25 protein-coding genes are annotated in these 26,990 nt (G+C 75.2%); 15 read left to right on the top strand and 10 right to left on the bottom strand.

Features of this window, described 5'->3' with window-relative positions:
- Positions 1-6: 6 nt before the first annotated feature.
- Positions 7-2,022 (bottom strand): acetate--CoA ligase, encoded by a 2,016-nt coding sequence (acs, locus tag B5Y66_RS16770; protein WP_079575656.1) that lies wholly within the window; start codon positions 2,020-2,022, stop codon positions 7-9.
- Positions 2,023-2,247: 225 nt separating this feature from the next.
- Here acs and B5Y66_RS16765 point away from each other — a divergent pair, with 225 nt between their 5' ends.
- Positions 2,248-2,826, top strand: coding sequence for a GNAT family N-acetyltransferase (locus B5Y66_RS16765; protein ID WP_079575655.1), 579 nt, complete (start codon positions 2,248-2,250; stop codon positions 2,824-2,826).
- Positions 2,827-3,032: 206 nt separating this feature from the next.
- Here B5Y66_RS16765 and B5Y66_RS16760 read toward each other — a convergent pair whose 3' ends face one another.
- Complete coding sequence (locus tag B5Y66_RS16760; RefSeq protein WP_079575654.1) at positions 3,033-3,866, bottom strand: HAD family hydrolase; 834 nt, start codon at positions 3,864-3,866, stop codon at positions 3,033-3,035.
- 92 nt (positions 3,867-3,958) lie between these two features.
- Here B5Y66_RS16760 and B5Y66_RS16755 point away from each other — a divergent pair, with 92 nt between their 5' ends.
- The 9 genes from B5Y66_RS16755 to B5Y66_RS16715 all read left to right on the top strand — a co-directional run bounded on the left by B5Y66_RS16755 (position 3,959) and on the right by B5Y66_RS16715 (position 10,566).
- Positions 3,959-4,585, top strand: coding sequence for a winged helix-turn-helix domain-containing protein (locus B5Y66_RS16755; RefSeq protein WP_079575653.1), 627 nt, complete (start codon positions 3,959-3,961; stop codon positions 4,583-4,585).
- Entirely contained in the window at positions 4,582-5,892 is a 1,311-nt protein-coding gene (locus B5Y66_RS16750) for an MFS transporter (protein ID WP_245807187.1), read from the top strand. Before B5Y66_RS16755 ends, B5Y66_RS16750 begins: the two co-directional genes overlap by 4 nt.
- Before the next feature lie 90 nt (positions 5,893-5,982).
- Positions 5,983-6,852 carry a pilus assembly protein FlpE gene (locus tag B5Y66_RS16745; RefSeq protein WP_245807186.1) on the top strand — a complete coding sequence of 290 codons (870 nt, stop codon included), beginning with the start codon at positions 5,983-5,985 and terminating at the stop codon, positions 6,850-6,852.
- Entirely contained in the window at positions 6,849-8,009 is a 1,161-nt protein-coding gene (locus B5Y66_RS16740; protein WP_079575652.1) for a TadA family conjugal transfer-associated ATPase, read from the top strand. The genes B5Y66_RS16745 and B5Y66_RS16740 overlap by 4 nt, the downstream gene beginning before the upstream one ends.
- Positions 8,006-8,680: a hypothetical protein gene (locus tag B5Y66_RS16735; RefSeq protein WP_079576000.1), complete on the top strand. Its 675-nt coding sequence runs from the start codon at positions 8,006-8,008 to the stop codon at positions 8,678-8,680. The genes B5Y66_RS16740 and B5Y66_RS16735 overlap by 4 nt, the downstream gene beginning before the upstream one ends.
- The gene (locus tag B5Y66_RS16730) at positions 8,677-9,315 is read left to right on the top strand and encodes a type II secretion system F family protein (protein WP_245807185.1); all 639 of its coding nucleotides are present in this window, start codon (positions 8,677-8,679) and stop codon (positions 9,313-9,315) included. Before B5Y66_RS16735 ends, B5Y66_RS16730 begins: the two co-directional genes overlap by 4 nt.
- A gap of 167 nt (positions 9,316-9,482) precedes the next feature.
- Positions 9,483-9,767 carry a DUF4244 domain-containing protein gene (locus tag B5Y66_RS16725; protein WP_079575651.1) on the top strand — a complete coding sequence of 95 codons (285 nt, stop codon included), beginning with the start codon at positions 9,483-9,485 and terminating at the stop codon, positions 9,765-9,767.
- A gap of 56 nt (positions 9,768-9,823) precedes the next feature.
- Entirely contained in the window at positions 9,824-10,141 is a 318-nt protein-coding gene (locus tag B5Y66_RS16720; protein WP_245807184.1) for a TadE family type IV pilus minor pilin, read from the top strand.
- Complete coding sequence (locus B5Y66_RS16715; RefSeq protein WP_079575649.1) at positions 10,138-10,566, top strand: Rv3654c family TadE-like protein; 429 nt, start codon at positions 10,138-10,140, stop codon at positions 10,564-10,566. Before B5Y66_RS16720 ends, B5Y66_RS16715 begins: the two co-directional genes overlap by 4 nt.
- Here the strand turns inward: B5Y66_RS16715 and B5Y66_RS16710 are convergent.
- Positions 10,553-11,422 carry an HpcH/HpaI aldolase/citrate lyase family protein gene (locus B5Y66_RS16710; protein ID WP_176168913.1) on the bottom strand — a complete coding sequence of 290 codons (870 nt, stop codon included), beginning with the start codon at positions 11,420-11,422 and terminating at the stop codon, positions 10,553-10,555. The two genes, B5Y66_RS16715 and B5Y66_RS16710, sit on opposite strands and share 14 nt — an antisense overlap.
- Positions 11,419-13,965: a DEAD/DEAH box helicase gene (locus B5Y66_RS16705; protein ID WP_245807183.1), complete on the bottom strand. Its 2,547-nt coding sequence runs from the start codon at positions 13,963-13,965 to the stop codon at positions 11,419-11,421. Before B5Y66_RS16705 ends, B5Y66_RS16710 begins: the two co-directional genes overlap by 4 nt.
- A 216-nt stretch (positions 13,966-14,181) precedes the next feature.
- Here B5Y66_RS16705 and B5Y66_RS23180 point away from each other — a divergent pair, with 216 nt between their 5' ends.
- Positions 14,182-14,973, top strand: coding sequence for a transglycosylase family protein (locus B5Y66_RS23180; protein WP_139820947.1), 792 nt, complete (start codon positions 14,182-14,184; stop codon positions 14,971-14,973).
- 25 nt (positions 14,974-14,998) lie between these two features.
- On the opposite strand, the gene B5Y66_RS16695 is transcribed toward B5Y66_RS23180, so the two are convergent.
- From B5Y66_RS16695 to B5Y66_RS16685, 3 genes are read right to left on the bottom strand one after another with little or no spacing between them, the layout of a single operon-like run.
- Positions 14,999-16,315 carry a M18 family aminopeptidase gene (locus tag B5Y66_RS16695; RefSeq protein WP_079575648.1) on the bottom strand — a complete coding sequence of 439 codons (1,317 nt, stop codon included), beginning with the start codon at positions 16,313-16,315 and terminating at the stop codon, positions 14,999-15,001.
- A 54-nt stretch (positions 16,316-16,369) separates the two neighbouring features.
- A complete protein-coding gene (locus B5Y66_RS16690; RefSeq protein ID WP_079575647.1) occupies positions 16,370-17,782 on the bottom strand; it encodes a hypothetical protein in 1,413 nt (470 codons plus the stop codon).
- Positions 17,779-18,399 carry a sigma-70 family RNA polymerase sigma factor gene (locus tag B5Y66_RS16685; RefSeq protein WP_079575646.1) on the bottom strand — a complete coding sequence of 207 codons (621 nt, stop codon included), beginning with the start codon at positions 18,397-18,399 and terminating at the stop codon, positions 17,779-17,781. Before B5Y66_RS16685 ends, B5Y66_RS16690 begins: the two co-directional genes overlap by 4 nt.
- A 202-nt stretch (positions 18,400-18,601) precedes the next feature.
- Here B5Y66_RS16685 and B5Y66_RS16680 point away from each other — a divergent pair, with 202 nt between their 5' ends.
- Positions 18,602-20,890, top strand: coding sequence for a sodium-translocating pyrophosphatase (locus B5Y66_RS16680; protein ID WP_079575645.1), 2,289 nt, complete (start codon positions 18,602-18,604; stop codon positions 20,888-20,890).
- Positions 20,891-20,989: 99 nt separating this feature from the next.
- Here the strand turns inward: B5Y66_RS16680 and B5Y66_RS16675 are convergent, their stop codons facing one another.
- A complete protein-coding gene (locus B5Y66_RS16675; protein ID WP_176168911.1) occupies positions 20,990-21,577 on the bottom strand; it encodes a DinB family protein in 588 nt (195 codons plus the stop codon).
- Positions 21,578-21,652: 75 nt separating this feature from the next.
- On the opposite strand from B5Y66_RS16675, the gene B5Y66_RS16670 reads away from it, so the two are divergent.
- Together B5Y66_RS16670 and B5Y66_RS16665 are read left to right on the top strand one after the other, a co-directional pair.
- Positions 21,653-22,030 carry an MmcQ/YjbR family DNA-binding protein gene (locus tag B5Y66_RS16670; RefSeq protein WP_079575643.1) on the top strand — a complete coding sequence of 126 codons (378 nt, stop codon included), beginning with the start codon at positions 21,653-21,655 and terminating at the stop codon, positions 22,028-22,030.
- A gap of 146 nt (positions 22,031-22,176) precedes the next feature.
- Positions 22,177-24,822, top strand: a complete 2,646-nt coding sequence (locus B5Y66_RS16665; RefSeq protein WP_079575642.1) for a M14 family zinc carboxypeptidase — start codon at positions 22,177-22,179, stop codon at positions 24,820-24,822.
- Positions 24,823-24,869: 47 nt separating this feature from the next.
- On the opposite strand, the gene B5Y66_RS16660 is transcribed toward B5Y66_RS16665, so the two are convergent.
- Together B5Y66_RS16660 and B5Y66_RS16655 are read right to left on the bottom strand one after the other, a co-directional pair.
- Positions 24,870-25,742, bottom strand: a complete 873-nt coding sequence (locus tag B5Y66_RS16660) for a hypothetical protein (RefSeq protein WP_139820946.1) — start codon at positions 25,740-25,742, stop codon at positions 24,870-24,872.
- 30 nt (positions 25,743-25,772) lie between these two features.
- Complete coding sequence (locus tag B5Y66_RS16655) at positions 25,773-26,315, bottom strand: DinB family protein (protein WP_245807182.1); 543 nt, start codon at positions 26,313-26,315, stop codon at positions 25,773-25,775.
- A 99-nt stretch (positions 26,316-26,414) separates the two neighbouring features.
- Here B5Y66_RS16655 and B5Y66_RS16650 point away from each other — a divergent pair, with 99 nt between their 5' ends.
- Complete coding sequence (locus B5Y66_RS16650; protein WP_139820945.1) at positions 26,415-26,975, top strand: hypothetical protein; 561 nt, start codon at positions 26,415-26,417, stop codon at positions 26,973-26,975.
- Positions 26,976-26,990: the final 15 nt, after the last annotated feature.

The raw sequence follows: 26,990 nt of genomic DNA, 5'->3' as shown, positions 1-26,990 counted from the left end.
TCGGCGTCAGTCCTCGCTGGACGCCGAAGGCTTGGCCAGGCCCGCGGAGATGAGGTCCATCACCGAGGAGTCGGCGAGCGTGGTCGCGTCGCCCACGGTGCGGTTCTCGGCGACGTCGCGCAGCAGGCGGCGCATGATCTTGCCGGACCGCGTCTTGGGCAGCTCCGGCACGACGAGGATGCGGCGCGGCTTGGCGATCGGGCCGATCTCCTTGGCGACGTGGTTGCGCAGCTCGGCCTGCACCTCCTCGGCCCCCTCCGGCGTCGAGGCGCGGTCGGCGTGCTCGCCGCGCAGGATCACGAACGCCACGACGGCCTGGCCGGTGGTCTCGTCGTTGGCGCCGACGACGGCGGCCTCGGCCACGACGTCGTGCGAGACGAGGGCGGACTCGATCTCCGTGGTCGACAGGCGGTGGCCGGACACGTTCATGACGTCGTCCACGCGGCCGAGCAGCCAGATGTCGCCGTCCTCGTCCTTCTTGGCGCCGTCGCCGGCGAAGTACAGGCCCTCGAACCGCGACCAGTACGTGTCCTTGAAGCGCTGCAGGTCACCCCAGATGCCGCGCAGCATGGAGGGCCACGGCTCGGACAGCACGAGGTACCCGCCGCCGCCGTCCGGCACCGAGTGCGCCTCGTCGTCCACGACGTCGGCCACGATGCCGGGCAGCGCGACCTGCGCGGAGCCGGGCTTGGTAGCCGTGACGCCGGGCAGCGGGCTGATCATGATCCCGCCGGTCTCGGTCTGCCACCAGGTGTCCACGATGGGGGCGGTGTCGCCGCCGATGACGCGGCGGTACCACATCCACGCCTCGGGGTTGATGGGCTCGCCCACCGAGCCGAGCACGCGCAGGCTCGAGAGGTCGAAGCCGGCGGGGATGTCCTCGCCCCACTTCATGCAGGTACGGATCGCCGTCGGGGCGGTGTACAGGATCGAGACCTGGTACTTCTCGACGAGCTCCCACCAGCGGCCGCGGTGCGGGGTGTCCGGCGTGCCCTCGTAGATCACCTGGGTGGCGCCGTTGGCCAGCGGCCCGTACACGACGTACGTGTGCCCGGTGACCCAGCCGATGTCCGCCGTGCACCAGTAGACGTCGGACTCGGCCTTGAGGTCGAAGACGTTCTTGTGGGTGTACGCGGCCTGGGTCAGGTAGCCGCCCGTGGTGTGCAGGATGCCCTTCGGCTTCCCCGTGGTGCCCGACGTGTACAGGATGAACAGCGGGTGCTCCGCGTCCACCGCGACCGGCTCGTGGAACGTGTCGGCGTGCTCCAGGGCGTCGTGCCACCACACGTCGCGGCCCTCGGTCCATGCGACGTCCTGCCCGGTGCGGCGCACGACGAGCACGTGCTCGACGGTGCTCGCGGGCTCGCCGTCCTTGGGACCGACCGCTTCGTCGACGGCGGGCTTGAGGGCGGAGGGCGCGCCGCGCCGGTAGCCGCCGTCGGCCGTGATGACGAGCTTCGCCTCGGCATCCGCGATGCGGCTGCGCAGCGCGTCGGCCGAGAAGCCGCCGAAGACCACCGAGTGCGGGGCGCCGATGCGCGCGCACGCGAGCATCGCGACGACCGACTCGACGAGCATCGGCAGGTAGATGACGACGCGGTCGCCCTGGGTGACGCCGAGCGCCGTCAGCGCGTTCGCGGCCCGGGAGACCTCGCGCTGCAGGTCGGCGTAGGTGACGGTGCGGGTGTCGCCCGGCTCGCCCTCGAAGTGGATGGCGACCCGGTCGCCGAGCCCGGCCTCGACGTGCCGGTCCACCGCGTTGTAGGCGGCGTTGAGCTTCCCGTCGGCGAACCACTTCGCCACCGGCGCCCCGGACCAGTCGAGCGTCTGGGTGAACGGCGTGGACCAGGTGACGAGCTCCCGCGCCTGGTCGGCCCAGAACCCGAGGCGGTCGGCCTTCGCCTCCTCGTACAGGGACGCCTGGGCGTTCGCCTGCGCCGCGAACGCGGGGCTCGGGGGGAACGCTCGCGTCTCGTGCAGCAGGTTCTCGAGGCTGGGGGCGGTGGTCTCGTTCTCTGGCACGCTTACCTCCGGTGCGCATCGTCACTGGTGCGGTCCCGCCGGCGCGCGACACGTCGCGCCCGGGGACGGCGGGGCCACGCTGGGACCCGCCGTCGGGAGTCTAGACCGCGTGCGTGACCGGGGTCACGCCGTCCCATCGTTCGGCCGTACTCCTCACAAACCGCCCCGGCCGCGGTGCGACGAATTCCGCTGGGAGCGGGCGGGGCGGCCTGGTAGACCTCGACCATGACGACCCTCGAGGTGAGCTGGCCGCGCCGGTCCGACCCCGTCGTGCTGCGACCGCCGACGCCCGCGGACCTGGACCAGGTGCTCACCTGGCGCAACCGGCCGGACGTGACCCGCTGGCTGCTGCGCACGGAGGTGGACCCGGAGGCGTACCGCGCGACGTGGCTCGCGTCCGTCGACGACCCGCGCGACCACGCCGTCGTCGCCGACCTGGACGGCGTCGTCGTCGGGACGGGCACGCTGTCGGTGGGCGACGGGATGGGACAGTCGCAGGGCGACGTGTGGCGGGGCGTCGAGGGGTCCCTGGGCTATCTGGTCGACCCGGCGTACGCCGGTCGGGGCGTCGCCACCGCGATCGCGGGCGGGCTGCTCGAGCTGGCGTTCGCGGAGCTGGGGCTGCACCGCGTCACCGCCGGCTGCTTCGCCGCCAACGCGGCGTCGTGGCGCGTCATGGAGAAGGTCGGGATGCGGCGCGAGCAGCACGGCGTCCAGGACTCGTGGCACGACGAGCTGGGCTGGGTCGACGGCTACACGTACGGGATCCTCGCGGCGGAGTGGCGGGCCCGGCCGGAGCGCTGAGGGAGCGGGCACGAAGACGGCGCCCGGGATTCGATCGACCGAGCGCCGTGCCCGCCAGCCCGGACGCGGGTATCAGGCGCTGAATCCGATCACTGGGTGGGGCCGTTCCCACCGAGTGGGTCCTCAACCGGGGACTTCCTGTGCGTGGGTCCCGCGTCCGGCTGTCTTCACCCATGGAACGCCCGCCCGTGCCGGTGTGCAAGCGCTCAGGCGCGACGGCGCACCCACCAGCGGCGGAGCAGCCAGGCGGCGATCCCGGCGGCCACGACGCCCCCCGCGGCGAGGGCGACCGCGGGCGGGCGGATGGCGGAGCGCAGGGCCACGGGGCGGGAGAAGGTGAGCACCCCCCAGCCGTTCTCGGCGGCGACGCGGCGCAGCGTCTTGTCGGGGTTGACGGCGAAGGCGTGGCCGACGGCGCCCAGCATCGGCGCGTCCGTCACGGAGTCGGAGTAGGCGTAGCTGCGCTCGAGGTCGTAGTCGCGCTCGGCGGCGAGCTGCCGCACCGCCTCGGCCTTCTGCGCGCCGTACGCGTAGAACTCGATCTCCCCGGTGTACCGGCCGTCCTCGACCGCCATGCGGGTGGCGACGACGTGGTCGGCGCCGAGCACGGTGGCGATCGGCTCGACGAGCTCGGCCCCGGAGGCGGACACGATGACGACGTCGTGCCCGAGCTCGTGGTGCTCGGCGATGAGCTCCACGGCCTCGGCGTAGACGTAGGGGTCGATGAGCTCGTGCACCGTCTCGGCCACGATCTGCTGCACCTTGCTCACCTCCCAGCCGGTGGCGAGCTCGGACAGGTGCTTGCGCATCCGTTCGGTCTGGTCGGCGTCCGCGTTGCCGGCGTAGAAGAGGAGGTGCGCGTACGCGCTGCGCAGCACGTCGCCGCGGGTGATGAGGCCCCCGGCGTAGAAAGGCTTGGAGAAGGCGGCCGACGAGCTCGTCGCGATGATCGTCTTGTCGAGGTCGAAGAACGCGGCCACGCGCACCCGGGGGCTCGCCGCCGCGGGCGGTGACGTCTCGCGCGGTCCCTGGTCGGTCACGGGCGAGAGCCTAGTCGTGCGCGCCGACCCGCCGCCTGGGACTTCATGCACAACTCTTGTGCACAAGAATTGTGCATGGTTACTGTGCAGGCATGGAACCGACGCCCGAGCGCCCGTACACCCACCTCGAGCTCACTGCCGAGGCGGCCAAGGTGCTCGCGCACCCGCTGCGGTCCCGGCTGCTCGGCGCGCTGCGTCGAGGTGGTCCGGCGTCGGCGACAGCGCTCGCGGCCGAGCTGTCCACCAACACCGGCGCCACCAGCTACCACCTGCGCAAGCTGGAATCGGTCGGGCTCGTCAGCGACACCGGCGACGGGCGCGGCAAGGAGCGGCTCTGGGAGGCCGCGACGCAGAGCCACGGGTGGCGCGACTCGGACTTCGGCGGGGACGAGGACGCGCAGACGGCGCTCGGCTGGCTGGTGCGGGACTACCACCGGCAGTTCGACACGCACTACGCGCACTGGCTCGACGTGCAGGACAGCTGGCCCACGGAGTGGACCGACGTCTCCGGGATGACCGACACCTGGGTGGACGTCACGCCCGAGCAGGCGCGGGCCATGGAGGCCGAGCTCGAGGCCGTCGTCAACAAGTACCTGCGCGTCGGCACCGGCGACCCCCGGGCGCGACGCCTGCACCTGTGGCGGTTCCTGTTCCCGCTCGACGCCGACGACGTTCCCGAGGCGGAGACCGAGGCATCTCCGGGGGAGGACGAGTCGTGACACCGCAGCGCGTCTTCCTCCTGCTCACCGCCACACGGTGGTTCCCGGTCGGGCTGGTCGTGTCGGTCACCACGCTGCTGCCGATCGAGCGCGGGCTGTCCGTGGGGCAGACGCTCACGCTCGCGTCCGTCATGGGGCTCGTGGTGTTCGCGCTCGAGCTGCCCACCGGCGGCACCGCGGACGCCGTCGGGCGCCGGCCCATGCTCGTCGCGGCCGCAGTGGCGCAGGTGCTGGCCGCCACGACCTTCCTGCTCGCGCAGACCGTGTGGGCGTTCGTCGTCGCGGCCGCGCTCACGGGGCTGTTCCGGGCGCTCGACTCCGGCCCGCTCGAGGCGTGGTTCGTCGACGCCGTGCACGCCGAGCACCCGGGTGCCGACGTGGACCGCACCCTCGCCCACCAGGGCACCGTGCTCGGCGCGTCGATCGCGCTGGGCGCGCTCGTCTCCGGCGGGCTCGTCTGGTGGCACCCCTTCCCGGCGTGGTCGGCGCTCGCGCTCCCGTACGCCGCGTACTGCGTGCTCGCCGTCGCGCACCTGGTGATGGTCGTGCTGCTGGTGAGCGAGCCCCGGCCCACGCAGGTCGAGGCCGTCGAGACCCGGGGCCTTCGGCGGTGGCGCGCGGGATGGCGAGCCACCGCCGACGCCGCCCGCCAGGCTCCCGCGAGCATCGCGTCCGGGCTGCGGCTGGCCCGCGACAACCGCGTGCTGCGCGGCCTGCTGCTCGTGGAGATCTTCGCCGCCGCGGCGATGGTCGTCTTCGAGTCGCTGCAGCCGGTACGGCTGGCCGAGCTGCTCGGGGGCGAAGCCCAGGCGGGCGCGGTCATGGGGCCGGTGGCCTCGGTGGGCTGGGGCGTGTTCGCGCTCGGCGCCGCCCTCTGCGGCGTCGCGTCGCGCCGGTTCGGTGTCGCGCGCACCGCGATGGCGGCCCGCGTCCTGAACGGCCTCGGCGCCGTGTGGATGGGGCTCACCGGCGGCCCGGTGATGCTGGTGGTCGCCTACCTCGTCACGTACGGGCTGCACGGCAGCTCCGGACCGAGCTACAACGCGCTGCTGCACCGCGAGGCGCGTCGGGACAACCGCTCCACCGTGCTGTCCATGGCGTCGATGGTGGGGTTCGCGTCGTACGCCGTCGCGTCGCCCGCGCTGGGCTGGGTGGCCCAGACGACGTCCACCACGCTCGCCATGGTGCTCGGCGGCGGGTTCAGCGTGCTCGGCGTGCTGTGCTTCGTGCCGGCGCTGCGCGCGGAACGGCAGCGGGCGCGGCAGGCCCCGGTCGCGCCGGTTCCCGAGGACGCCGCCGCGGCCTGACACCGCCGGGAGCCCGCCCCCAGGCGGCGTCCGTCCACAGATCTCGTCGCGCCGCCGCTCCGGCACGTCGCCGCGGCCCAGCCTGGGCGCATGGACGACGCACTCACCCGCATCTTGCCCCGGCCGACGGCACCGGCCCTCGGGGCCACGACCGTCGCCGACCTGCCCGCAGGGGCCGGCCCCCCGGAGCGCGACGCCGCGCCGTGGCGCCCGGCTGGGCGGGCGCCATGGGCGTCCGCCCGGGGGAGACGCACGATCGCCCTCGTCGGCGCCTGCGGCGGGGCGGGGGTGAGCATCCTCGCCGCTGCCGTCGCGCAGGGGCTGCGGCGCGCCGGGGAGGGCGCGGTCCTCGTCGACCTCGACCTGCCCGGCCCAGGCGCCGACGTGCTGCTCGGCATCGAGGACGAGCCCGGCGCCCGATGGCCCGAGCTCGCCGCCGCCCGCGGCGACGTGGACGGCGTCGGGCTGGTCGCGGCGCTGCCCCGCTGGCGTTCGGTACCCGTGCTCTCCGGGGCGCGCCTGCGCCCGGAGCGCCCCGACGACGCCGTGGTCGTGGACGTCGCCACCGGCCTGTTGCGCGGCGGTGAGTCCGTGGTGCTCGACCTGCCCCGGCCCGCCGCCTGGACCGCGGCCGTGCGGATGCTCGTGTCGGCCGCGGACGTCGTGCTGCTCGTGGTGCCGTGCACCGCGACCGGGGTCGCGGGGGCGCTCGCCGCGCGTGCCGAGCTCGTCGAGCTGGGGGTGCGCGACCCGTGGCTCGTCGCCCGGCGGCCTGCGCCCGGTCGCATCGACGCGGCCGCTCTGGAGGACGTCGTCGGCCTGCGGGTGGTCACGACCGTGCGCGCGGACACGCGGCTCGCGGCCGCCGTCGACCGTGGCGACGGGCCTCCCGTCGGCCGGCGGTCCCCGCTCGGCCGAGCCGTGGACCCGCTCGTGACGGCGCTTGCGGGTGCGGCGTGACCGGCCGCGCGCTGGTCGACCGTGACCTGCTGGACGACGTGCGGGCCCGCGTCGGCGCGTCCGGCTCGGCGCTCGACGACGCCGCAGTGCGCGACGCGTTGCGGGCCACCGGGCGGGTGTTCGGCTCGGCCGCGCTCGCCGACCTCACCCGGGCGGCACGCGCCGAGCTCACGGGCGCGGGTCCGCTGCAGGGTCTGCTCGACGAGCCCGACGTCACCGACGTGCTGGTCAACGGTCCGCGCGACGTGTGGGTGGACCGCGGCGACGGGCTGCGGCGCGTGGACCTCGATCTCGGCACCCCCGACGCCGTGCGGGCGCTGGCGGTGCGGATGGCCGCCGTCGCCGGTCAGCGGCTCGACGACGCCGCCCCGACCGTGGACGCCCGCATGCCCGACGGCACGCGCCTGCATGCCGTCGTGGAGCCCGTCGCGCCGGCCGGGGCGGTCATCGCGCTGAGGGTGCTGCGCCAGGCGGCGCACTCCGTGGAGTCGCTCGTCGCTGGTGGCGGGCTGCCTCCGCAGTGGGAGGCCGTGCTGCACGGGCTGGTGACCGGCCGGGCCAACCTGCTCGTCACCGGAGGCACGGGCACCGGCAAGACGACCCTGCTCGCCGCGCTGCTGTCACTGGTGCCGCCGGGGGAGCGGGTGCTCGTGGTCGAGGAGGCCCGCGAGCTCGCGCCCCGGCACCGGCACGTGGTGTCCCTCGCCGCCCGCCGGCCCAACGTCGAGGGTGTCGGCGAGGTGACGCTCACCGAGCTGGTGCGCGGTGCGCTGCGGATGCGGCCCGACCGGATCGTCGTGGGGGAGTGCCGGGGCGCCGAGGTGCGCGAGCTCCTCCTGGCGATGAACACGGGGCACGACGGCGGGATGGCGACCGTGCACGCCAATGCCGTCGAGCACGTGCCCGCGCGGCTGGAGGCGCTCGCGGCCCTGGCCGGGATGCCTCGGGACGCCGTCGCGGCGCAGGCCGCCGCAGCCCTCGACGTGGTGCTGCACCTGCGGCGGCACGGCGGGCGGCGTCACCTCGCCGAGATCGGCCTGGTCGGGCGGGACGGCGACGGGCGGCTGGTGGTGCGTCGCGCTGCCGGGTGGGCGCCGGGGTCGACGCCCCGGCCGGACGACGCGTGGGACGAGCTGATCGGGCGGTGGGCCGCGTGACGGGGTTCGTCGCGGGCTCCGCGTCGGTCGGCCTCTGGGTGGGGCTCGCCGCCTGGTTGGTCCTGGCCCGCGGCGGACGCCGCGCGGCGGCGATCGCGCGGGCGTCCGTGGTGCCGCGCCCAGGGCCGCGGCCCGGGATGAGACGGGTGCGGCGGGAGGCTTCGGGAGCGGAGGCCGTGCGCGTCGCGGTCGCGCAGGTCGTCGCGCTGCTGCAGGCCGGCGCACCGCCCGCCGCGGCGTGGTCGCGTGCGCTCGGCGTGCCGGTCGACCCCACCGGGGTGCCCGACGCGGCGGCCCTGACCCCTCTCGTCGGCGGCGCCGGGCACGCGCGGTCCGTGGTCGCGGCAGCCGTGCTCGCACGCGACGTCGGCGCCCCGCTCGCCTCCGTGCTCGACGCCGTGTCCGGGGCGCTGGTGGCCGAGGCCGAGGCACGTGCGGAGCGCGAGGCGTCGTTGGCGGGCCCGCGGGCCACCGCGCGCGTCCTGATGTGGTTGCCGCTGCTGGGCGCGCTCCTGGGCGGCGTGCTGGGCGCCGACCCGCTGGCGACGGCGCTCGACGGCGGCGCGGGCACGGTGGCGGTCTGCCTCGGGCTCCTGCTGATCGCGACCGGGTGGGCGTGGACGCGACGGCTCGTCGCCGTGGCCCGGACGGCGGGGGAGGAGGCACGGTGATCGCCCTGCTGTCCGGCGGCACGCCCGCCGGTGTCGCGTGGACGGTGGCGGCGGCCGCCCTGCTCGCGGCCCTGCCGTGGTGGGTCGCGCGACGGGCTACCGACCGAAGGGTGACGCACCTCGAGTCCGACCGCCGGCCCGTCGTGCCCGGTGAGCGCGCCGGGGACGAGCCCGTGGACGTGCCCGTGCTGCTCGAGCTGCTGGGGGCGGCGCTGCGCTCCGGTGCCGGGGTGCCGCGCGCGCTCGAGGCCACCGGCGCCGCCGTGGGGGCTGACCGTGGAGCGAGCGGGTCCGTCGGTCGCGGGACCGCGGACGGTGCCGCCCTGCGTGCCGCGGCCGACGCCCTGCGGCTCGGCGCGGACTGGGACGGGGCGTGGCGCGACGCCCCCGGGCGGCTCGCGCCGGCCCACCGGGCGCTGCGCGGGGCCTGGACCGACGGCGCATCGCCGTCCGGCGCGCTGCGCGCCGCGGGCGAGGAGCTGCTGCGCGCCCGCCGGGCGACCGCCCGCACCGCCGCGGCCCGCCTCGCGGTGCGCCTGGTGCTGCCGCTCGGCGCCTGCTTCCTGCCCGCGTTCGTGCTGGTCGGGCTCGTGCCCGTGCTGCTCGCGCTGGGCGTCGACCTGCTGTCCGGGTGACGGTGCCCGGCCCACGACGACCCGGGCACCGCCCGGGTCCGACGCACCCGCCCGGCCGGGTGGATGCGTCACGACCGGCCCGGGGCATCCGGCTCCGGTCGGCAGGACGGCATCGCGGTGGAGACCGCGACGCACGTCGAAGAGAACGACGAGAACACGGAGGGGTCATGAGGAACGAGGACGAGGGCCGTTCGGCGGCCGAGGTCGAGCAGGGCGGCGGCGCGTCGACGACCGCGACGGAGGGCGAGGGTTCGCCGGGCGTGCGCTCCGACGAGCCCGCGCGTGCGCCCCGCACGCAGGGGGTGGACCCGGAGGCGGGGCTCGCGACCGCGGAGTACGCCGTCGCCACCGTGGCCGCGGTCGGGTTCGCAGGCCTGCTCATCGCGGTGCTGAAGAGCGACACCGTGCGTGGCCTGCTCGAGGGCATCATCAGCTCGGCGCTGTCGGTCTGATGGCGACGCACCGCAGCAGGCGCCTCCGCGCGAGGCCCGACGGGGAGCGGGGCGCGGTGACGGCCGAGCTCGCCGTCGGGCTGCCGGTGGTGGTTCTCCTGCTGGTCGCGGTGCTCAGCCTCGCGGCCGCGTCCACGGCGCAGATGCGCGCCCTGGACGCGGCCCGGGCGGGGGCCCGCGCCTACGCAATCGGGGAGGACGACGCGGCGGCCCGGCAGGCGGTCGCGCAGGTCGGCGGCGACGACGCGGAGCTGAGCGTCGCCCGCGACGGCACGTGGGTACGGGTCACCGTCACCCGGCCGGTGGTGGGCGGCTGGTTCGCCGGGGCGCCCGTACGCGCGTCCGGCGACGCGACGGCCTGGGTCGAGCCGTGAGGAGGGACACCGCCGGAGACCGCGGTGCGGGGACCGTCGTCGTGCTGGCGCTGGCCGCCGTGGTCGTGCTGCTCGCGCTGGCCGTCGGCGCGCTGGGAGCCGCGCAACGTGCGCGCGGCTCGGCACAGGCGGCCGCGGATCTCGGTGCCCTTGCCGCCGCGACCGCGTGGCGGCAAGGCGGTGACCCGTGCGCCACCGCGGCCGAGGCGGTGCGTCGCAACGACGGACGGTTGGCGGCGTGCGTCCCGGAGGGCGGCGGCGCCGTCGGGGTACGGGTCGCGAGGCCGGCGCTGGGCCCGGAGGCGGGGCCGTGGGCGGCCTCGCTCGGTGACGCCACCGCGCGTGCCCGTGCCGGCCCGAGGCCGGCCGGCACCACCGGCGTGGGCCCCGACAGCCCGACCGGCGACGACGTCAGGAGGGGTTGACGTGGAACAGTGCGGCGCGCTCGCTGATCTTGCGGGCGCGTGCCAGGCGAGGCTTGTCCGAGCCGTCACGGATCACCGAGCCGGACGCCTCGAAGTCAGCGAGGAAGTCGAGCGCCCATGCCACGTCGGCGCTCGACGGGCTGAACGACTCGTTGATCACGGCCGGGGTCTCGAGGTCCAGGCAGAGCTTGCCGGTGAGTCCGAGGGCCACGCCGTCCGCCGACTGCTCGCGCAGCAGCGCGTGGCTGGTGCCGACCGTGGGGCCGTCGATCGGGCCGGGCAGCCCGCCGATGCGGCTGGCCGTGACGAGCCGCGAGCGCGGGTACGCCATCGCGAGGGACTCGTTGGCCGTGCCCGTGTCACGACGGTAGTCGCCGGACCCGAACGCGAGGCGGAACGCCCCCGGGGCGCGCGCGATGCTCACGGCGTCCTCGATGCCGAGCGCGGACTCCACGAGCGGGATGACCGGCACGCTGCCGCCGAGCCGCTGGGCGGTGTCGACCACCTGGTCGGGGGACTCCGTCTTGGCGAGCATGACGCCGAGCAGCCCGTCGGTGTCGCGCAGCGCGCGCACGTCGTCGGCCCAGGCCTGCGATCCGCGCTCGTTGATGCGCACCCACGCGCGGCCGCCCTGGGCGAACCAGTCGAGCACCTTGGCGCGCGCCTCGTCCTTGCGGCTGTCGTCGACCGCGTCCTCGCAGTCGAGGATCACCTGGTCGGCGCGGGAGAGCTGGGCGGCGTCGAACGCGTCGTCGCGCAGGGCCGACAGCAGGAGCCAGGAGCGGGAGTTGGCGGGGTCGACGCGCGTCTCCTCGCGGGAACGGCGTCGTTCGGCGAGGTCGATCTCGATAGTCACCTCACGATGGTAGGTTCCGCCGGCGCGTGGCTCAGCACGGCATCCAACAAGCGCAGGGCTGCGGACTTGTCGAGAGGCGCGTTGTCGCTGCCGCACTTGGGCGACTGGACGCACGCCGGGCAGCCCTCCGCGCAGGCGCAGGCGGCGATCGCGTCGCGCGTGGCGCGCAGCCAGCGGGCGCCGAGCTCGTACCCGCGCTCGGCGAATCCCGCGCCACCCGGGTACGCGTCGTACACGAAGACGGTGGCCTCGCCGGTGTCGGGATGCACCTCGGTGGACACGCCGCCCAGGTCCCACCGGTCGCAGGTGGCGAGCAGCGGCAGCAGCCCGATCGACGCGTGCTCGGCCGCGTGCAGGGCGCCCGGCGTCTCGTCGGCAGAGACGCCCGCCGCCCGCAGCACGAAGTCCGGCACGGACCACCAGACGGCGGTCGTGGCGAGCGTGCGCGAGGGCAGGTCGAGAGCTTCCGTGCCGAGCACCTGCATGTCGGGCAGGCGGCGGCGCTGGAAGCTCACCACCTGGCTCGTGACCTCGACGGGGCCGAGGCCCCACCGCACCGGGCCCCACTCGCGCGTCTCGGTGGGCCGCTGGCCCTGGTCGTCGAGCGCGATCTCCATGACCTCGTGCGACCAGGTGCCGTGCTCGACGTCCTTGCGCACGACGAACGCCACGTGGTCGGTGAGGTCCAGGTGGTCCACGACGAACGTCGCCCCCTGGTGCACGTACACCGCGCCGTCGTGCACCTGGCCGTCCGCGGACCCGGCGTCCACGGTGCCGAGCAGGCGACCCGTCGTCGCCTCCACCACCCGCACCGGTCGCCCGCCGGAGCCACGCAGGTCCGCCATCGCCGATGCGGGCTGCGCGTGTGTCCAGTACCACCCCGACGGCCGGCGCCGCAGCGCGCCGCGTGCTACGAGGACGTCGAGCACGTCGCGCACCGCACGCGGGTCGCCGAAGGCGGCGAGGTCCTCGGCGCGCAGCGGCACCTCCTGCGCCGCGGCGCACAGCTGCGGGGCCAGGACGTGCGGGTTTGCCGGGTCGAAGACGGTGGCCTCGAGCGCGGCGTCGAAGACCGCCTCGGGATGGGTCACGAGGTAGGTGTCGAGGGGATCCTCGCGCGCGACGAAGGTCACCAGGCCCTCGGCGCCCGCCCGCCCGGCGCGGCCGGCCTGCTGCCACAACGACACTCGGGTGCCGGGCCAGCCCGCGACGAGGACGGCGTCCAGACCGGAGATGTCGACGCCGAGCTCGAGCGCGTTGGTCGTGGCGAGCCCGCGCAGCTCGCCGGTGCGCAGCGCCTCCTCGAGGGCGCGTCGCTCCTCCGGCAGGTAGCCGCCCCGGTAGCTGGCCACCCGCGCCTCGAGCCCCGCGGCCACGGGGCGCAGGTGGTCGCGCGCCTGCTGGGCCACGGACTCGGCCCCCCGCCGGGACCGGGTGAACGCGAGGGTGCGGGCCCCGTGCGCGGTGAGGTCGGCGAGCAGGTCCGCCGCCTCGGCGGTCGCCGACCGGCGCGGGTGCTCGGCGGTGCCGCGGGTCGTGAGCACCGGCTCGGACTCGTGCTCGGTGTGGGACGGGTCGAGCGGGTCGGGCAGCGCCCACGGGTCGTCGTCGTGCGACGGCGCCTCACCGGCGGCCGCGCGCGAGCGCTCGAACCCGGCGACCTCCGGCGGCTGCCACAGCGCGAACGTGCGCCGGCCGGCGGGCGAGGAGTCGGCGGTGACCGTCACGACGTCCTCGGGCGGCACGCCGACCAGTCGCCCGGTGCTCGCCGCGGGCTCCGCCGTCGTCGCGCTCGCGACCACGAAGACGATCTTGCCGAGGGTCGCCGAGCCCTCCGGCGCGAGCCGGTCCGACGGCCGGTAGTGGGCGGCCAGCCGCGCGAGCCGCCGCAGCACCAGGGACACGTGGGCGCCGAAGACGCCCCGGTAGGCGTGGCCCTCGTCGACGACGACGTACCGCAGCCCGCGCAGCAGCCGCGCCCAGCGGCGATGGCCGGGCAGCAGGGAGAAGTGCAGGAAGTCGGGGTTGGTGAGCACCACGTCGGCGTGCTCCGTGACCCAGCGCCGCTCCTCGGTGGGCGTGTCGCCGTCGCAGGTCGCGACGCGCGGACGCGCCGCGGGGCCGGGGCCCGGCTCGGGCATGGCCGCGACGAGCCTCTCGAGCCCGGCGAGCTGGTCGGCCGCGAGCGCCTTGGTGGGCGACAGGTAGAGCACGGTCGCGGGCGCGGGGCCGCGCACCGCGGTGAGCGCGGGGAGCCAGAACGCGAGCGACTTGCCCGAGCCGGTGGACGTCGCGAGCGCCACGTGTCGCCCGCGCCAGGCGGCGTCGGCCGCCTCGACCTGGTGCGCCCACGGACGCTCGACCCCCAGCGACCGGTAGCCGTCCACCACGCCCGGCTCCGCCCACGCCGGCCAGTCGACGGTCACGCCGGCGCGCGCCGGGAAGGTGCGGACGTGCGTGAGGCGGTCGGCCCGGGCCCCGTGCGCGGTCAGCACGTCGAGCAGCGGGTGCTGCCCGGGTGCGGTGGCGGGGTCGGCGGGCACGGGCCACAGTCTCGCACCGCGCGGCGACCTGTCCGGCGGGACGGCGGGCGAGGGCGCCCGGGAGAGCAGGCCGGGCATGTCCGCCATAGGGGTATCCGTGCAGAACAACCGCACTATCGGGTTTTGAACGTGAATGACACCCCTTTCAGGTGAAGGGAGTGTGTGCATTCACGCTCGGGCTTTGTTATCCGATCGTGACATCGTTCCCTGGTACGCATGCCTCGATCCACCGCCCGTCGTTCCGTCGTGGCCGCAGTCGCCGGCGCGCTCGTCACCTCCGCCATGGTGGTGCCGGCCGTGGCCTCCGCGACCCCTGCCTCCGCCGCTCCCGTGTCCGCCGTCACACAGTCCGTGCGCACCGCTGCCACTGGCGGCGGCGTCCGCTGGGTCAAGTGGAACAAGGCGCCCCTCACGAAGACGCCGTCCAGCCGGTCCCGGACCGTCGCCCGGCCCGACGACGGCACGAAGCTGCGCGTCCTGGACCGCGGCACGTACCGCCTCCAGGTGCGGACCCCCGCCGGCAAGGTGGGCTGGGTCTCCAAGAAGGCCGTGACGCCGGTCAAGCTCAAGGACGTCTCCGGCACCCGCTACACCAAGGGCCGGGTCGCGCTGACGAAGGACATCGGCTCGGGGTCCAAGGTCGTCAAGAAGGTGCGCCTCGGCACGAAGGTCGCAGTCCTGGCCCGCACCACAGGCCGCGACAGCAACCGCGTCAAGGTGCGCGCGCCCGGCGGCAGGACGGGCTGGATCTCGACGAGCCGCATCACGAAGCGCAACGTGTGGGGACAGCTCGCGCGCTGCGAGTCGGGCGGCAACCCGCGTACCAACACGGGCAACGGGTTCTACGGCATGTACCAGTTCACCGGCCGCACGTGGCACGCCGTCGGCGGCAAGGGCCTGCCGCACCGCCACGGCAAGGGTGAGCAGACCAAGCGGGCGCAGATCCTGCAGGACCGCGCCGGCTGGGGGCAGTGGCCGCACTGCACCCGCAAGCTCGGCCTCCGCTGAGCACGACGACCGCCGGTCGGTCTCGTCAGCCGGCGAGCACGGCCTGCATGGCGCGGGACAGGTACCAGGGGTCGACGACGGCGGTGAGCTCGCGCGCGGAGTGCATCGACAGGATCGCGGCGCCGACGTCGACCACGCGGATGCCGAGGCGGGTCGCGGTGATCGGGCCCGTCGTGGAGCCGCAGGGCACCGTGTTGTTCGAGACGAACTCCTGGCTCGGCACCCCGGCCGCGGCGCACGCCGCCTGCCAGCGCGCGGCCCCGTGCGCGTCGGTCGCGTAGCGCTGGTTGGCGTTGATCTTGAGGATCGGGCCGCCGCCCGCGTGGGGGTGGTTCGCCGGGTCGTGCCGCTCCGGGTAGTTCGGGTGCACCGCGTGCCCGACGTCGGACGACACGCACAGCGACGCCGCGAACGCGCGGGCCCGCTCGTCCTCCGCCGCGCCCAGCCCGGCCGACACCCGCCGCAGCACGTCCTCGAGGAAGGGGCCGGCCGCGCCCGAGCGCGACCCCGAGCCGATCTCCTCGTGGTCGAACGCCGCGACGACGCCGATCCCCGTGAGGTCCTCGGGCGCCACGGCGAGCAGCGCCACGATCGCGGCGTGCGTCGAGAGCTGGTTGTCCAGGCGCGGCGACGCCCACAGCGCCTCGCCGATGCCGAAGGCGCGCGGCGGCTGCGTCTCGGCCAGCACGACGTCGTAGCCGAGCACGTCGGCGGCGTCCACGCCCTCACCGTCCGCGCCGGCCGCGGCGGCGAGCTCCGCGAGCACGTCGGCCTGCGACACGTCGCCGAGGCCGACGACGGGCTGCGTGTGCCGCTGCTTGTCGAGCGTCAGGCCGTCGTTGGCCGACCGGTCGAGGTGGATGGCGAGCTGCGGGATGCGCGCGATCGGGCCGGTGCGCACCAGGTGCTCGACCGTGCGACCTGAGCCGTCCGACGTCACCAGCCGGCCGGCGAGCTCCACCTCGCGGTCCAGCCAGGAGTTGAGCAGAGGCCCGCCGTACACCTCGACGCCGGCCTGCACCCAGCCGTCGCGACCGGTGGTCGGCTTCGGCTTGAGCTTGAACCCGGTGGAGTCGGTGTGCGTGCCGAGGATGGTGAACGGCGTCGTCGCGCCGGCCGTCGGCGGCACCGCGAACGCGATGACCGAGCCGTCGCGGACGACGACGTAGCGGCCGCCGGGCGCGACGTCCCACGCGGCCGTCTCGTCCAGCCGCGCGAAGCCGGCGGCCTCCGCGCGTCGGGCCACCTCCGCGGCGGCGTGGTACGACGACGGCGAGGCGGAGACGAACGCCCCCAGGTCCTCGGTGTGGGCACGGGCTGCTGCGGGGACGACGTCGGGCATGACCGTCATCTTCCCACGCCGGCCCGCGCCGCAGGTGCGGCACCGGGGCGCGGGTCACTCGCCGCGCGGCGGCCCCAGGTACCCGTCGACGAACTGCATCCAGCCGCCGTCCTCGCGGATCACGACCCGCCAGCCCTCGTAGCCGGACCGTCCCGCGTCGCGCATCTCCTCCGCCTCGCGCGCGGTGATCGCGCCCGCGTCGACGGCGTCCTGCCAGTCCTCGGTCGTCGCCTCGCACCCGCCGGGGTTCACGCGCGGCCACGAGTACGCCCGCTCGACGCCGTCGTCGCCCTGCGACTCGATCACACAGGGCGTCGTCCCCACGAGCAGCCGCGCGAGGATCGCGTACACGTCGTCGTCCTGCTCGGCGTCGGGGAGCGCGAAAGTGTCGCGCGGCGGCTGCCCGCCCCAGTTCAGGTCATGCCGCCCGGCCGCCTCGGCGAGCGTGGTGAGCGCCTGGTCGTCGCAGCTCGTGGCCGCCTCGAGGAGAGTCCGCGCGGTGTCCTGCACGGGCTCGGGGAGCTCGGCGACGTCCGGCTCCGGCACGTCGAGGCCTGCCGCAGAGCAGTCGCCCACCTCGGAGGCCGTGTCGCTCGCCTCTCCGGCGGTGTCGAGCGGGGCGATGAGCGTCGCGCCGTCGGCATCCACGCGGACGTCGAGCCACGGGCCCGCGACGACGACGTGCTCCTGGAAGTCGTCCGACCACACGACGTCGTAGGGCGTGACCTGGTACTCGCCGTCGGGCAGGGGCGTCGCGTAGGAGGTGGTGCCCTCGGCCTCGCCGTCCGGCGCGCACGTCGTGAGGGTGGAGTCCTCGGCCGTCCGGTCGATCCGCCCGGGCCGGACGTCGACCGGGTCCTCGGTCATGTTGATCCCGAGGTCGACCACCTGTCCGTCCTGCGCCCACAGGAGGGTGGGGCCGGTGAGCACGCCGTCCTCGGGCGGCGTCTCGCCGACGACGGTCCAGGTGTCGAGGCGGAGGATCGCCGGCTCGTCGGTGGCGGGGCCGCCGAGGTGCGGGTCGTCCCCGGCGACGAGGATCTTGTAGCCCTGGGCGCGGGTGGTGGGCACGTCCTCGGCGGGCATGCCGCACGTCAGCCCGGTTCCCTCGAGCCAGCCCGGCTGGTACCCCGGCCGGATCAGGTCGGCGGCGCGCGCGCCGTCCCTCGGCGTGTCGTCGGACGGCGACGGCGTCGGGCTGTTCGCCGGGCCGGGCAGGGGCTGCGGCGCGTCGGGCAGCAGCGCGGCACCCCCCAGCACCAGCCCCGCGGCGACGGCGAGCGTCGTGGCGCCGATCCCGGCCTGCTTGACGGTGCGCCGGCGTCGGACCCGCCGCCCCACGGATCCCAGCGCGTCGTCGAGGGTCGACGCCGACGCCCCCAGTCCGGCCAGGGTGTCCAGCTCGCGGCGCAGCGCCTCGTCGGTGCGGGCGTCCGCCCAGTCGTCCCGCGCGTGGTTCGTGCTCATCGTCCGGCCCTCCGTCCTGTCGTCGTGGTCGTGGTGAGGTCGGTGCCCCCGCCGGCCGCTCGGCCCGTGGCTCGCACGGCGCCGTCGTCGGGCACCCGCAGCACGTCGCGCAACGTCGTCGTCGCGTCGGCGAGGTAGCGCTTGACGGTGCCCTGCGCGAGACCGAGCGCGTCGGCCACCTGCGGCACGGTGAGGTCCTCGAAGTACCGCAGGACGACGCACGCCCGCTCGCGCGGGGCCAGGCGCCCGAGCGCGGCGGCGACGTCCGCCCGCGCCGTCGCGCCCGAGGCCGCGCCGCGCACCCGGTCATCGATGGCCACGAGCGGGCGCGCCGCCGCCCAGCGCTTCGTGCGCCGGTGCTCGTCGAGGAAGAGCGTGAGGATCGCGCGTCGCACGTACGCCTCGCTCGTCCCGCCCCCGTCGAGCGGATGCACGCCCGGTCCGCCCCGCGCGTCACCGGTCGCGCCACGACGCAGCCGCGCGAACACCTTGACCAGCGCGTCCTGCACCAGGTCCTCCGCGAGCCGTTGGTCCCCGCAGAGCACGTAGGCGTACCCGACCAGCGCACGCCCTCGTGCCCGTGCGAGCTCGGCGAGCTGGTCCTCCCAGCGACTCATGGGTCCCCTCCCGTGTCGTCCTCACCCACTCGGACGGTCGGGCGACGGGAAACGTTGGGGACAGGATTCCACGGCGGTTCGTGACGGCCGTCACATGTGGGTAGACTCCCCGCATCCCGCCGTCAACGGCGACGGCGGGACCTTACCGACGGGCGGTCACCGCCGTCCCCGCCGGGTCGAGGAAGCACGTCAAGGAGGACGGATGCTCACGTTCGGATCCAGCAGCATCACGATCGTCGCGGTCATCGCGGTCATCGGGCTGGCCGCCCTCGTGTGCGCGGCGGCCCTGCGCAGACAGGTGCTGGCCGCCCCCGAGGGCACGCCGGGCATGCAGGAGATCGCCCAGGGCGTCCAGGAGGGCGCCTCGGCGTACCTGAGCCGCCAGTTCCGGACCCTCGCGCTCTTCGCCGTCGTGGTGTTCGCGCTGCTGTTCCTCCTGCCGGGAGACGGCGGGGTGCGGGTGGGGCGGTCCATCGCGTTCCTCGTCGGTGCAGGCTTCTCCGCCGCCATCGGATACCTCGGCATGTGGCTCGCGGTGCGTGCCAACGTGCGCGTCGCCGCGGCCGCGACCCGGCCCGACGGGCGCGCCGACGGCGCGCGGATCGCGTTCCGCACCGGCGGCGTCGTGGGCATGTCCGTGGTGGGGCTGGGCCTGCTGGGGGCTGCGCTCGTCGTGCTGGTCTACCGCACGGACGCGCCCGCCGTGCTGGAGGGCTTCGGCTTCGGCGCCGCGCTGCTGGCCATGTTCATGCGCGTCGGCGGGGGCATCTTCACCAAGGCGGCCGACGTCGGCGCCGACCTGGTCGGCAAGGTCGAGCAGGGCATCCCGGAGGACGACCCGCGCAACGCCGCCACCATCGCCGACAACGTGGGCGACAACGTCGGCGACTGCGCCGGCATGGCCGCCGACCTTTTCGAGTCCTACGCGGTGACGCTGGTCGCGGCGCTCATCCTCGGCAAGGCCGTGATGGGGGAGCAGGGCCTCGTCTTCCCGCTGATCGTCACCGCCGTCGGCGCCTTCGTCGCGCTGCTGGGCGTGCTCGTGACCCGGGTGCGCGGCAGCGAGAACGGGCTCGCCGCGATCAACCGCGGGTTCTACATCTCCGCGGTCGTCGGCGCCCTGCTGGCCGCGGTCGCCGCCTTCGTGTACCTGCCGTCCTCCTTCGCCGAGCTGTCCGGCACCGCCGAGCTCGGCGACGCCACCGCCGACCCGCGCGTCGTCGCCTCGCTGGCCGTCGTCATCGGCGTCGTCCTGGCGGGCATCATCCTGTGGATCACCGGCTACTTCACGGGCACGACATCGAAGCCCACGCTGCACGTGGCGGCGACGTCGCGCACCGGCGCGGCCACCGTGGTGCTGTCCGGCATCGGGGTGGGCTTCGAGTCCGCCGTCTACACCGCGGGTGTGATCGCCGCCGCGATCTGCGGCGTCTTCCTGCTCGCGGGCGGGTCGCTCTGGCTCTCGCTCTTCCTCGTGGCGCTTGCCGGCTGTGGCCTGCTCACCACGGTCGGCGTGATCGTCGCGATGGACACCTTCGGGCCCGTGAGCGACAACGCGCAGGGCATCGCCGAGATGTCGGGCGAGGTCGACGAGGAGGCCGCGCAGATCCTCACGGACCTCGACGCGGTCGGCAACACCACCAAGGCCATCACCAAGGGCATCGCGATCGCGACGGCGGTGCTCGCCGCGACCGCGCTCTTCGGCTCGTACGCCGACGCCGTGTCGACCGCCCTGGGCGAGGTCGCCGAGCGGGGGGCAGGGCTGGTCCCGGCCATGCTCAGCTTCGAGATCGTGTCGCCCGTGACGCTCGTGGGGGTGATCCTCGGCGCCGCCACCGTGTTCCTCTTCTCCGGCCTCGCCATCGACGCCGTGACCCGCGCCGCCGGGGCGATCGTCTTCGAGGTGCGCCGCCAGTTCCGCGAGCACCCCGGGATCATGACCTACGAGGAGCGGCCCGAGTACGGCCGGGTAGTGGACATCTGCACCCGTGACTCGCTGCGCGAGCTCGCCACCCCGGGCCTCCTGGCCGCGTTCGCGCCCATCGCCGTGGGCTTCGGCCTCGGGGTGGGTCCGCTGGCCGGCTTCCTCGGCGGCGCGATCGGCGCGGGCGTGCTGATGGCCGTCTTCCTCGCCAACTCCGGCGGCGCGTGGGACAACGCGAAGAAGATCGTCGAGGACGGTGCGTTCGGCGGCAAGGGCTCCGAGGCGCACGCCGCCACCGTCATCGGCGACACCGTCGGCGACCCCTTCAAGGACACCGCCGGGCCGGCGATCAACCCGCTCATCAAGGTGATGAACCTGGTGTCGCTGCTCATCGCGCCCGCCGTGGTGATGCTGAGCGTCCCCGCCGACGCGAACCAGGCGTGGCGCATCGGCATCGCCCTCGTCGCGGCGGGGATCGCCTTCGGCGCGGTCATCATGTCCCGGCTGCGCGCGGCCCGCGTCGACCGCGAGCAGGCCGACGAGACGGCGGGCGTCCCCGCGAGATAGAGAACCCCGAGTCGCGAGAGAGAAGCTCGGACAGGACCGTACGTGGGTGCGGTCCTGTCCGAGCTTCTCTCTCGCGACTCGGGGTTCTCTCGGGCCGGGCTACTGGCCGGTGCGGCCGTCGATGCACTCGCGCAGCAGGTCGGCGTGCCCGGCGTGGCGGGCGTACTCCTCGACGAGGTGCTCGAGGACGTCGCGGACGGGCAGCAGCTCGCCGTCGCGCTCGACGGTGCGAGCCATGTCGGCGTCCGTCTGGGTGGCGAGCCAGGCGTCGGCGGCCTCGGTCTCACGACGCCAGGTGGCCCACGCCTCCTCGACGACGGCGGGGTCGGCGACGGCGCCGTCGAAGTCCGCGTCCGGGCCGCCGTCGGCGGTGTAGAGCGGCGGCAGGTCGGGCTGCCCCTGGAGCCGCCGCCGGAACCAGGTGTGCTCCACCTTCGCCAGGTGCCGCACCAGCCCGAGCAGGGACAGCGTGGACGGCGGGACGGAGCGGCGGGCCATCTGCTCAGCGTCGAGCCCCTCGCACTTCATGGCGATCGTGTGCCGGTAGGCCTTGAGGTAGAACCAGTGGGTCTGCAGCTCGCCCACCGGGTCGGCCCACTGCTCGCGGGGATCGGCCTCGGGGTCCACCCACATGTCGGGGAACCGGCGTGGCTCGGACGTGGTCACGGGGTCTGTCATGGCGGTCATCCGACTCCTCCTGCGGCGGGTGCGCAAGGGAATTGCCCGGGCGCGTCGGCCGCCGGGGTGGGCTAGCGTCACGATGTGCCCGACGACGACGTCGACCCGCTGGAACGCGTGCGCGCGCTGTGCCTCGCCCTGCCCGGGACGACCGAGCGGCTGAGCCACGGCGAGCCCACCTGGTTCGTGCGGCGGTCGTTCGTCATGTACTCCGACCACCACCACGGCGGCCCGCGGGCCATCTGGTGCGCTGCCGCACCGGGCGTGCTCGAGGAGCAGGTCGACAGGGAGCCGCAGCGGTTCTTCCGCCCGCCGTACGTGGGGGTGCGCGGGTGGCTCGGCGTGCGGCTCGACGTCGACGTCGACGGGGACGAGCTGGCGGGGATCGTCGAGGACGCCTACCGGCAGGTGGCGCCCGCACGGCTCGTGGCACGGCTCGACGGGGCCTCCGGGGCGTCGTGACGCGCGGGCGCCGGCCCGGTGAACTCTGTGTTTCCGGCCGTGCCGAGTTGCCCGCGGCACGCCATGCTGGGGGCGCGGGACGACCTCCGGGTGCGGTCCCCGGCGGGACGACGGAGTCCACGCCGACGACGACGAGAAGGAGACCCATGCAGCTCCCACGCACCGTCGCGGTGCTCGGCACCCTCACCCTCGTGGCGACGACCCTCGTCGGCACCGCCGCCGCCGACGGCCCGGACCGGCCCGGGCGCGGGCCCGAGCGGGACGCGGCGTCGGCCGGCGCCGCGTCGTTCGCCGAGCTCGCGCGCACGGCACAGCGCTCCGGGCCCGGCCACGGCGGGGGCACGACGAGCGGCGCGATCGACCTGCCCCGCGCCTACCCGTCCCAGCCCGACCTGACCGTGTTCCCGCCGGACGACGACGACGCGACCGACCTCAACGGCACGATCAGCCACGCCGAGATCGCCCCGCGGCTGACGGCCCTCATGGCGTCGAGCGACCGCGTGTCGACGCAGGTGGTGGGTCGCTCCACGGCGGGCCGCGACCTGTACCTGGTGACCGTGACGGCGCCGGAGTCCCGCCGCGAGACGACGCAGCAGACCCGGTGGCGGGAGGAGATCCGCACCGCCCCGGAGCGGGCGGCGTCCGATCGCCGCCTCGAGGCGGGCTACAAGACCCCGCTGTGGATCAGCGCCAACATCCACGGCAACGAGTGGGAGGGCACCGACGCCGCGATGCAGGTCATCGAGGACCTGGCGACGTCCGACGACCCGGCCACCGCGTCCCTGCTCGAGGACCACCGGCTGTACTTCTCGCTGACGCTCAACCCCGACGGCCGCACCCTCGGCACCCGGGCGACGAGCCTGAGCCTCGACGCCAACCGCGACATGATCACCGGGGCGACGCCGGAGTCGCGGTCCTTCGTCGCGACCGCGCAGGCGCTGCAGCCGCTCTACGCGGCCGACTTCCACGGGTACACCGAGGTGCTGCAGGTGGAGCCGTGCGGCCCGCCGCACGGCGAGAACTACGAGTACGACCTGTTCATCCCGCACGGGTACGCGATCGCGCGCCAGGTGGAGGACGACGTGGTCGCGGCCGAGATCCCCGGGAACACCTACTACGACCCGGCCACGGACGAGGCCGTCGACGAGAACACCGGGTTCATCAAGATCCCGTACCGCGACACACCTTCCGGGTGGGACGACTACCCGCCGGTCTTCACCGCCCAGTACGCGGCGTACCACGGCGCCACGACCAGCACCGTCGAGCTGCCGAAGGGACGCACCGGCCCGGCCACCACGCCCGAGGACGCCGCGATCAACACGGCGGTGGCGAAGCAGACGATGACCTCGATGATCGACTACGTGGCCGGCCACCACGACGCGATGCTGGCCGACCAGATCGAGGCGTTCCGCCGGGGCGTGGCGGGGGAGCCGAAGGACGCGCTGACGGTCGACGACGTGGCGGCCGTGCCCGGCCCGGACGAGTGGAAGCAGCACTGGGACGTGGTCGACGACCAGGACCCGGTCGACCTGCCGCGGGCGTACGTCATCCCGGTCGGCGACGGGCAGCGATCGGCCGCGGACGCCGAGGCGCTGGTGGACCAGCTCCTGTTCCACGGCGTGGAGGTGGGCACGCTGTCGCGCAGCACCCGTGTCGACGGCACGACGTACCCGCGGGGCTCGTTCGTCGTCGACCTGCACCAGCCGTTGCGGGGTCTGGCGAACGCCCTGCTCGACCTGGGCACCGACATCTCGGCGAAGGTGCCGTCGATGTACGACATCTCGGCGTGGAGCCTGTCGTCCCTGTGGGGGGCGACGGTCGACCGTGTCGGGTCGACCACGGACCGGCCGGTCGGGAAGGTCGTGCCGCTCCGCGGCGAGCCGTCGGACGCGCGCGTGCCGCACGGCGCCCGCCACGTCGCCTTCGACGTCGCGGGGGTCGAGGACTACCGCGCCCTCAACGCGCTGCTCGAGGAGGACGTCCCGGTCTGGCTCCTGGACGACGGTCGCGCCGTCGTCGGGCGCGGGGACGGCCGGACCGTCCGGGAGGTCGCGCGCGAGCACGACGTCCCGTTCGAGGCCGCGACCCGGCAGGAGCTGCGCCGGCTGGACGAGGCGGCGGAGCTCGACGACCTCACGGTCGCGTACGCGGGCAACCAGGACGACCTGCTGTCCCTCACGGAGCTGGGGTTCGACGACCTGGTGCGGGTCACGGCGGCAGGCATCGAGGCGGGGGCGACGACCGGGACGACAGGGCTCGAGGACGCCGACGTGCTCTGGGTGGGCTCGTCCCTGGCGCTGCCCGCCGGCGGCGCGGGTCGTTCCGCGGTGCAGGAGTGGGTGGACGACGGCGGCTCGGTCGTCGGCCGCACCGCAGCCGCGTTCGCCGTGGCGGAGACCTACGGGATCGTCGAGGGCTCGGCGGTCACGGGCAACGTGCTGGGCAACGGGATCGTCGACGTCGACACGGCGGGCTCGTCGTTCCTTTCCGCGCACCCGCAGGACCAGGCGTTCGTCTATCCGGCGACCTGGTTCACGGACCTCGGCGAGGGCACCACGGCCGAGCAGTCCTACGACGCGGTCGAGCCGCTCCTCGCGGGGCACTGGGCGCCGTCGGGCGCGGGGTCGGACGGGCCGGACGCGGCGGCCGGTCAGGCGGCCGTGGTCTCCGGCGAGGCGGAGTCGGGGGCGCGGGCCGTCGTCTTCGGCACGTCGGTGTTCTTCCGCACCCACCCGAAGGGCGGCCTGGGCCAGGCTGCCCAGGCTCTCTTCTGGGCGGCCTCCGGCACCTGACCCGCCAACCTGCCGCCCGGGGCCGGACCCGGGCGGCAGGAGCGTCGTCAGGAGGCGCGGGCCCGGCGGACCATCCCGGCCGCGACCGCCGACCCGACGCCCACCAGGGCCCCGACGCCGAAGGCCCACCACAGCCGGGTGCGCAGCGGCACGAGCAGCGCGTCCACGGCGTCGTCCAGCACCTGCCGCCCCGACGCGCCGACGTCGAGCCCGGCGAAGCCCGCGTGCACGGCCTCCGGCAGCAGCACGAGCAACAGCAGCATCGCCACCGCGACCAGCCCGCCCGTGACGGCCACCGTGGGCAGACGCCGTCCGGGCCGGGCGACGAGGGCGGCCAGGACGGCGAGCAGCACGGTCGCCGGCAGCGCCCACGGGGTCCACCGGTCGAGCACCGCGACGGCCGACTGCGCCGTCGACAGGTCGTCCGACGCGTACAGGACGACGTCCGCGCCGGTCTGCGCGAAGCCCTCCGGGACGGGCAGCCCGCGGTCGCGCAGCGCCTGCCCGACCGCTTCCAGGAACGGGTCGAGGGGCAGGGTCACCACGCCGCCGTCGGCGTCGACCACGTCGCTGTCGTCCCGGAGCACGGCCACCGTGGCGGCGTGCCCCTGCCGGCTGGCCTCCTCCCACGCGGGCGCGAAGGCGTCGGACCGCACGAAGACGTCGGCCACCTCGCCGATCACGGGCCGTAGCGCCCCGGCCACCAGCCCCGAGTCGACCTGGCCGACCACCGTGTCCGTCAGGGCCTCGGCGACGGCGTCCTGCGTGCTGATCTCGTCCGCGAGCGGTGCGGTGGCGGCCACAAAGGCGTCCGTGTCGAGGAGCGTGCCCTCGACGTACCGCGCGGGGACGGTGAGCACCGCCGCGAGGACGGCGAGCAGGACCAGGACTCCGCTGAGGAGGCTCCGCGCGACCGACATGATCGGCACGCTACGCGGCCTCCGCGCGGGCTACAGCCCGGTGCGCCCGTCGAGGCACTCGCGCAGCAGGTCCACGTGCCCCATGTGCCGGGCGTACTCCTCCAGCACGTGCAGCAGCACGTCGCGCGCCTCGACGGTGCCGCCGTCGTACGCCACCTCGCGGTTCATGTCCTCGCCGGCGAACCAGTCGTCCGCGACCTCGACGGCGCGGTGCCAGGCGTCCCAGGCCTCGTCGACGCAGGTCGCGTCCGGCAGGGCGCCGTCGAAGTCGACGTCGGGGTAGCCGGGCAGCTCGAACGGGCCGCGCTCGTCCTGGCCCTGGAGCACGCGGCGGAACCAGTGGTGCTCGACGTTCGCGAGGTGCCGCACCAGCCCGAGCAGCGAGAGGGTCGACGGCGGCACGGAGCGGCGGGCGAGCTGCGAGGCGTCCAGGCCCTCGCACTTCATGACCAGCGTCATGCGGTACCGGCAGAGGTACTCCCAGAGCGTCTCCTTCTCGCCGACCGGGTCGACGCCCGTCGCGCGCGGGTCGTTCTCGGGATGCACCCACAGGCCGGGCGTGGTAGAGGTCACGCGCGTAATCTGGCCGAACGGCCGCCTCGGGTCAAGCGGCCCCCTCCCACCTGCGACGACGTTCCGGAGGCGCGGGAGGTCCCGGTAGCCTTCGGCAGCATGAGGGCCAGCGGGAGACGAGCCTCCGGGCCGTCGGGCGGCCTGGTCGGTCGCCTGAGGCGACCGGTGCCGGGGGCGTGGCGCCGCCCCTCCTCCCTCGCCGCGGTGGGGGCGGTCGCGCTGCTGACGGGACTCGGCGCCGGCGTCGCGTCGGACCTCCTGGCGGACGACGGCGTGTCGGCCCAGGGCGCCGCCCTGGCGGGCCCGGCCGACGAGTGCGCGGTGGTGCAGGCGGCGTGGTCGCGGTCGGCGACGCTGCAGCTCGGGATGTCGGCCGACGACCCGGCCACCCTGCGCCGGGGGTTCGTCGGCGCCCGCGACGCCCTCGTCGACGTGCGTCCGCCCACGGCGGTGCAGGACGACTGGCGCACGGTCACGGCCTACGTCGGCACGGTCGCCGACGAGATCGAGCTCGCCGACGAGGACGACGTGTCGTCGGCGGTCGCCGAGGCGCTGGCCGGCCTGGACACCGCCGCGATGACGGCGGCGTCGAACCGGGTCACGACGTTCCTCAAGGAGGGTTGCGCCGAGGCCGGCGCGTCGGACGAGCCCACGGGCTGAGCGCGCCGGGCGCCT

It is taken from the genome of Krasilnikoviella flava, assembly GCF_900167525.1.
Classification (GTDB): Bacteria; Actinomycetota; Actinomycetes; order Actinomycetales; family Cellulomonadaceae; genus Isoptericola; species Isoptericola flavus.
Note: the sequence above shows the minus strand (reverse complement) of the source record. Positions and strands in the feature narration are given on the sequence as shown.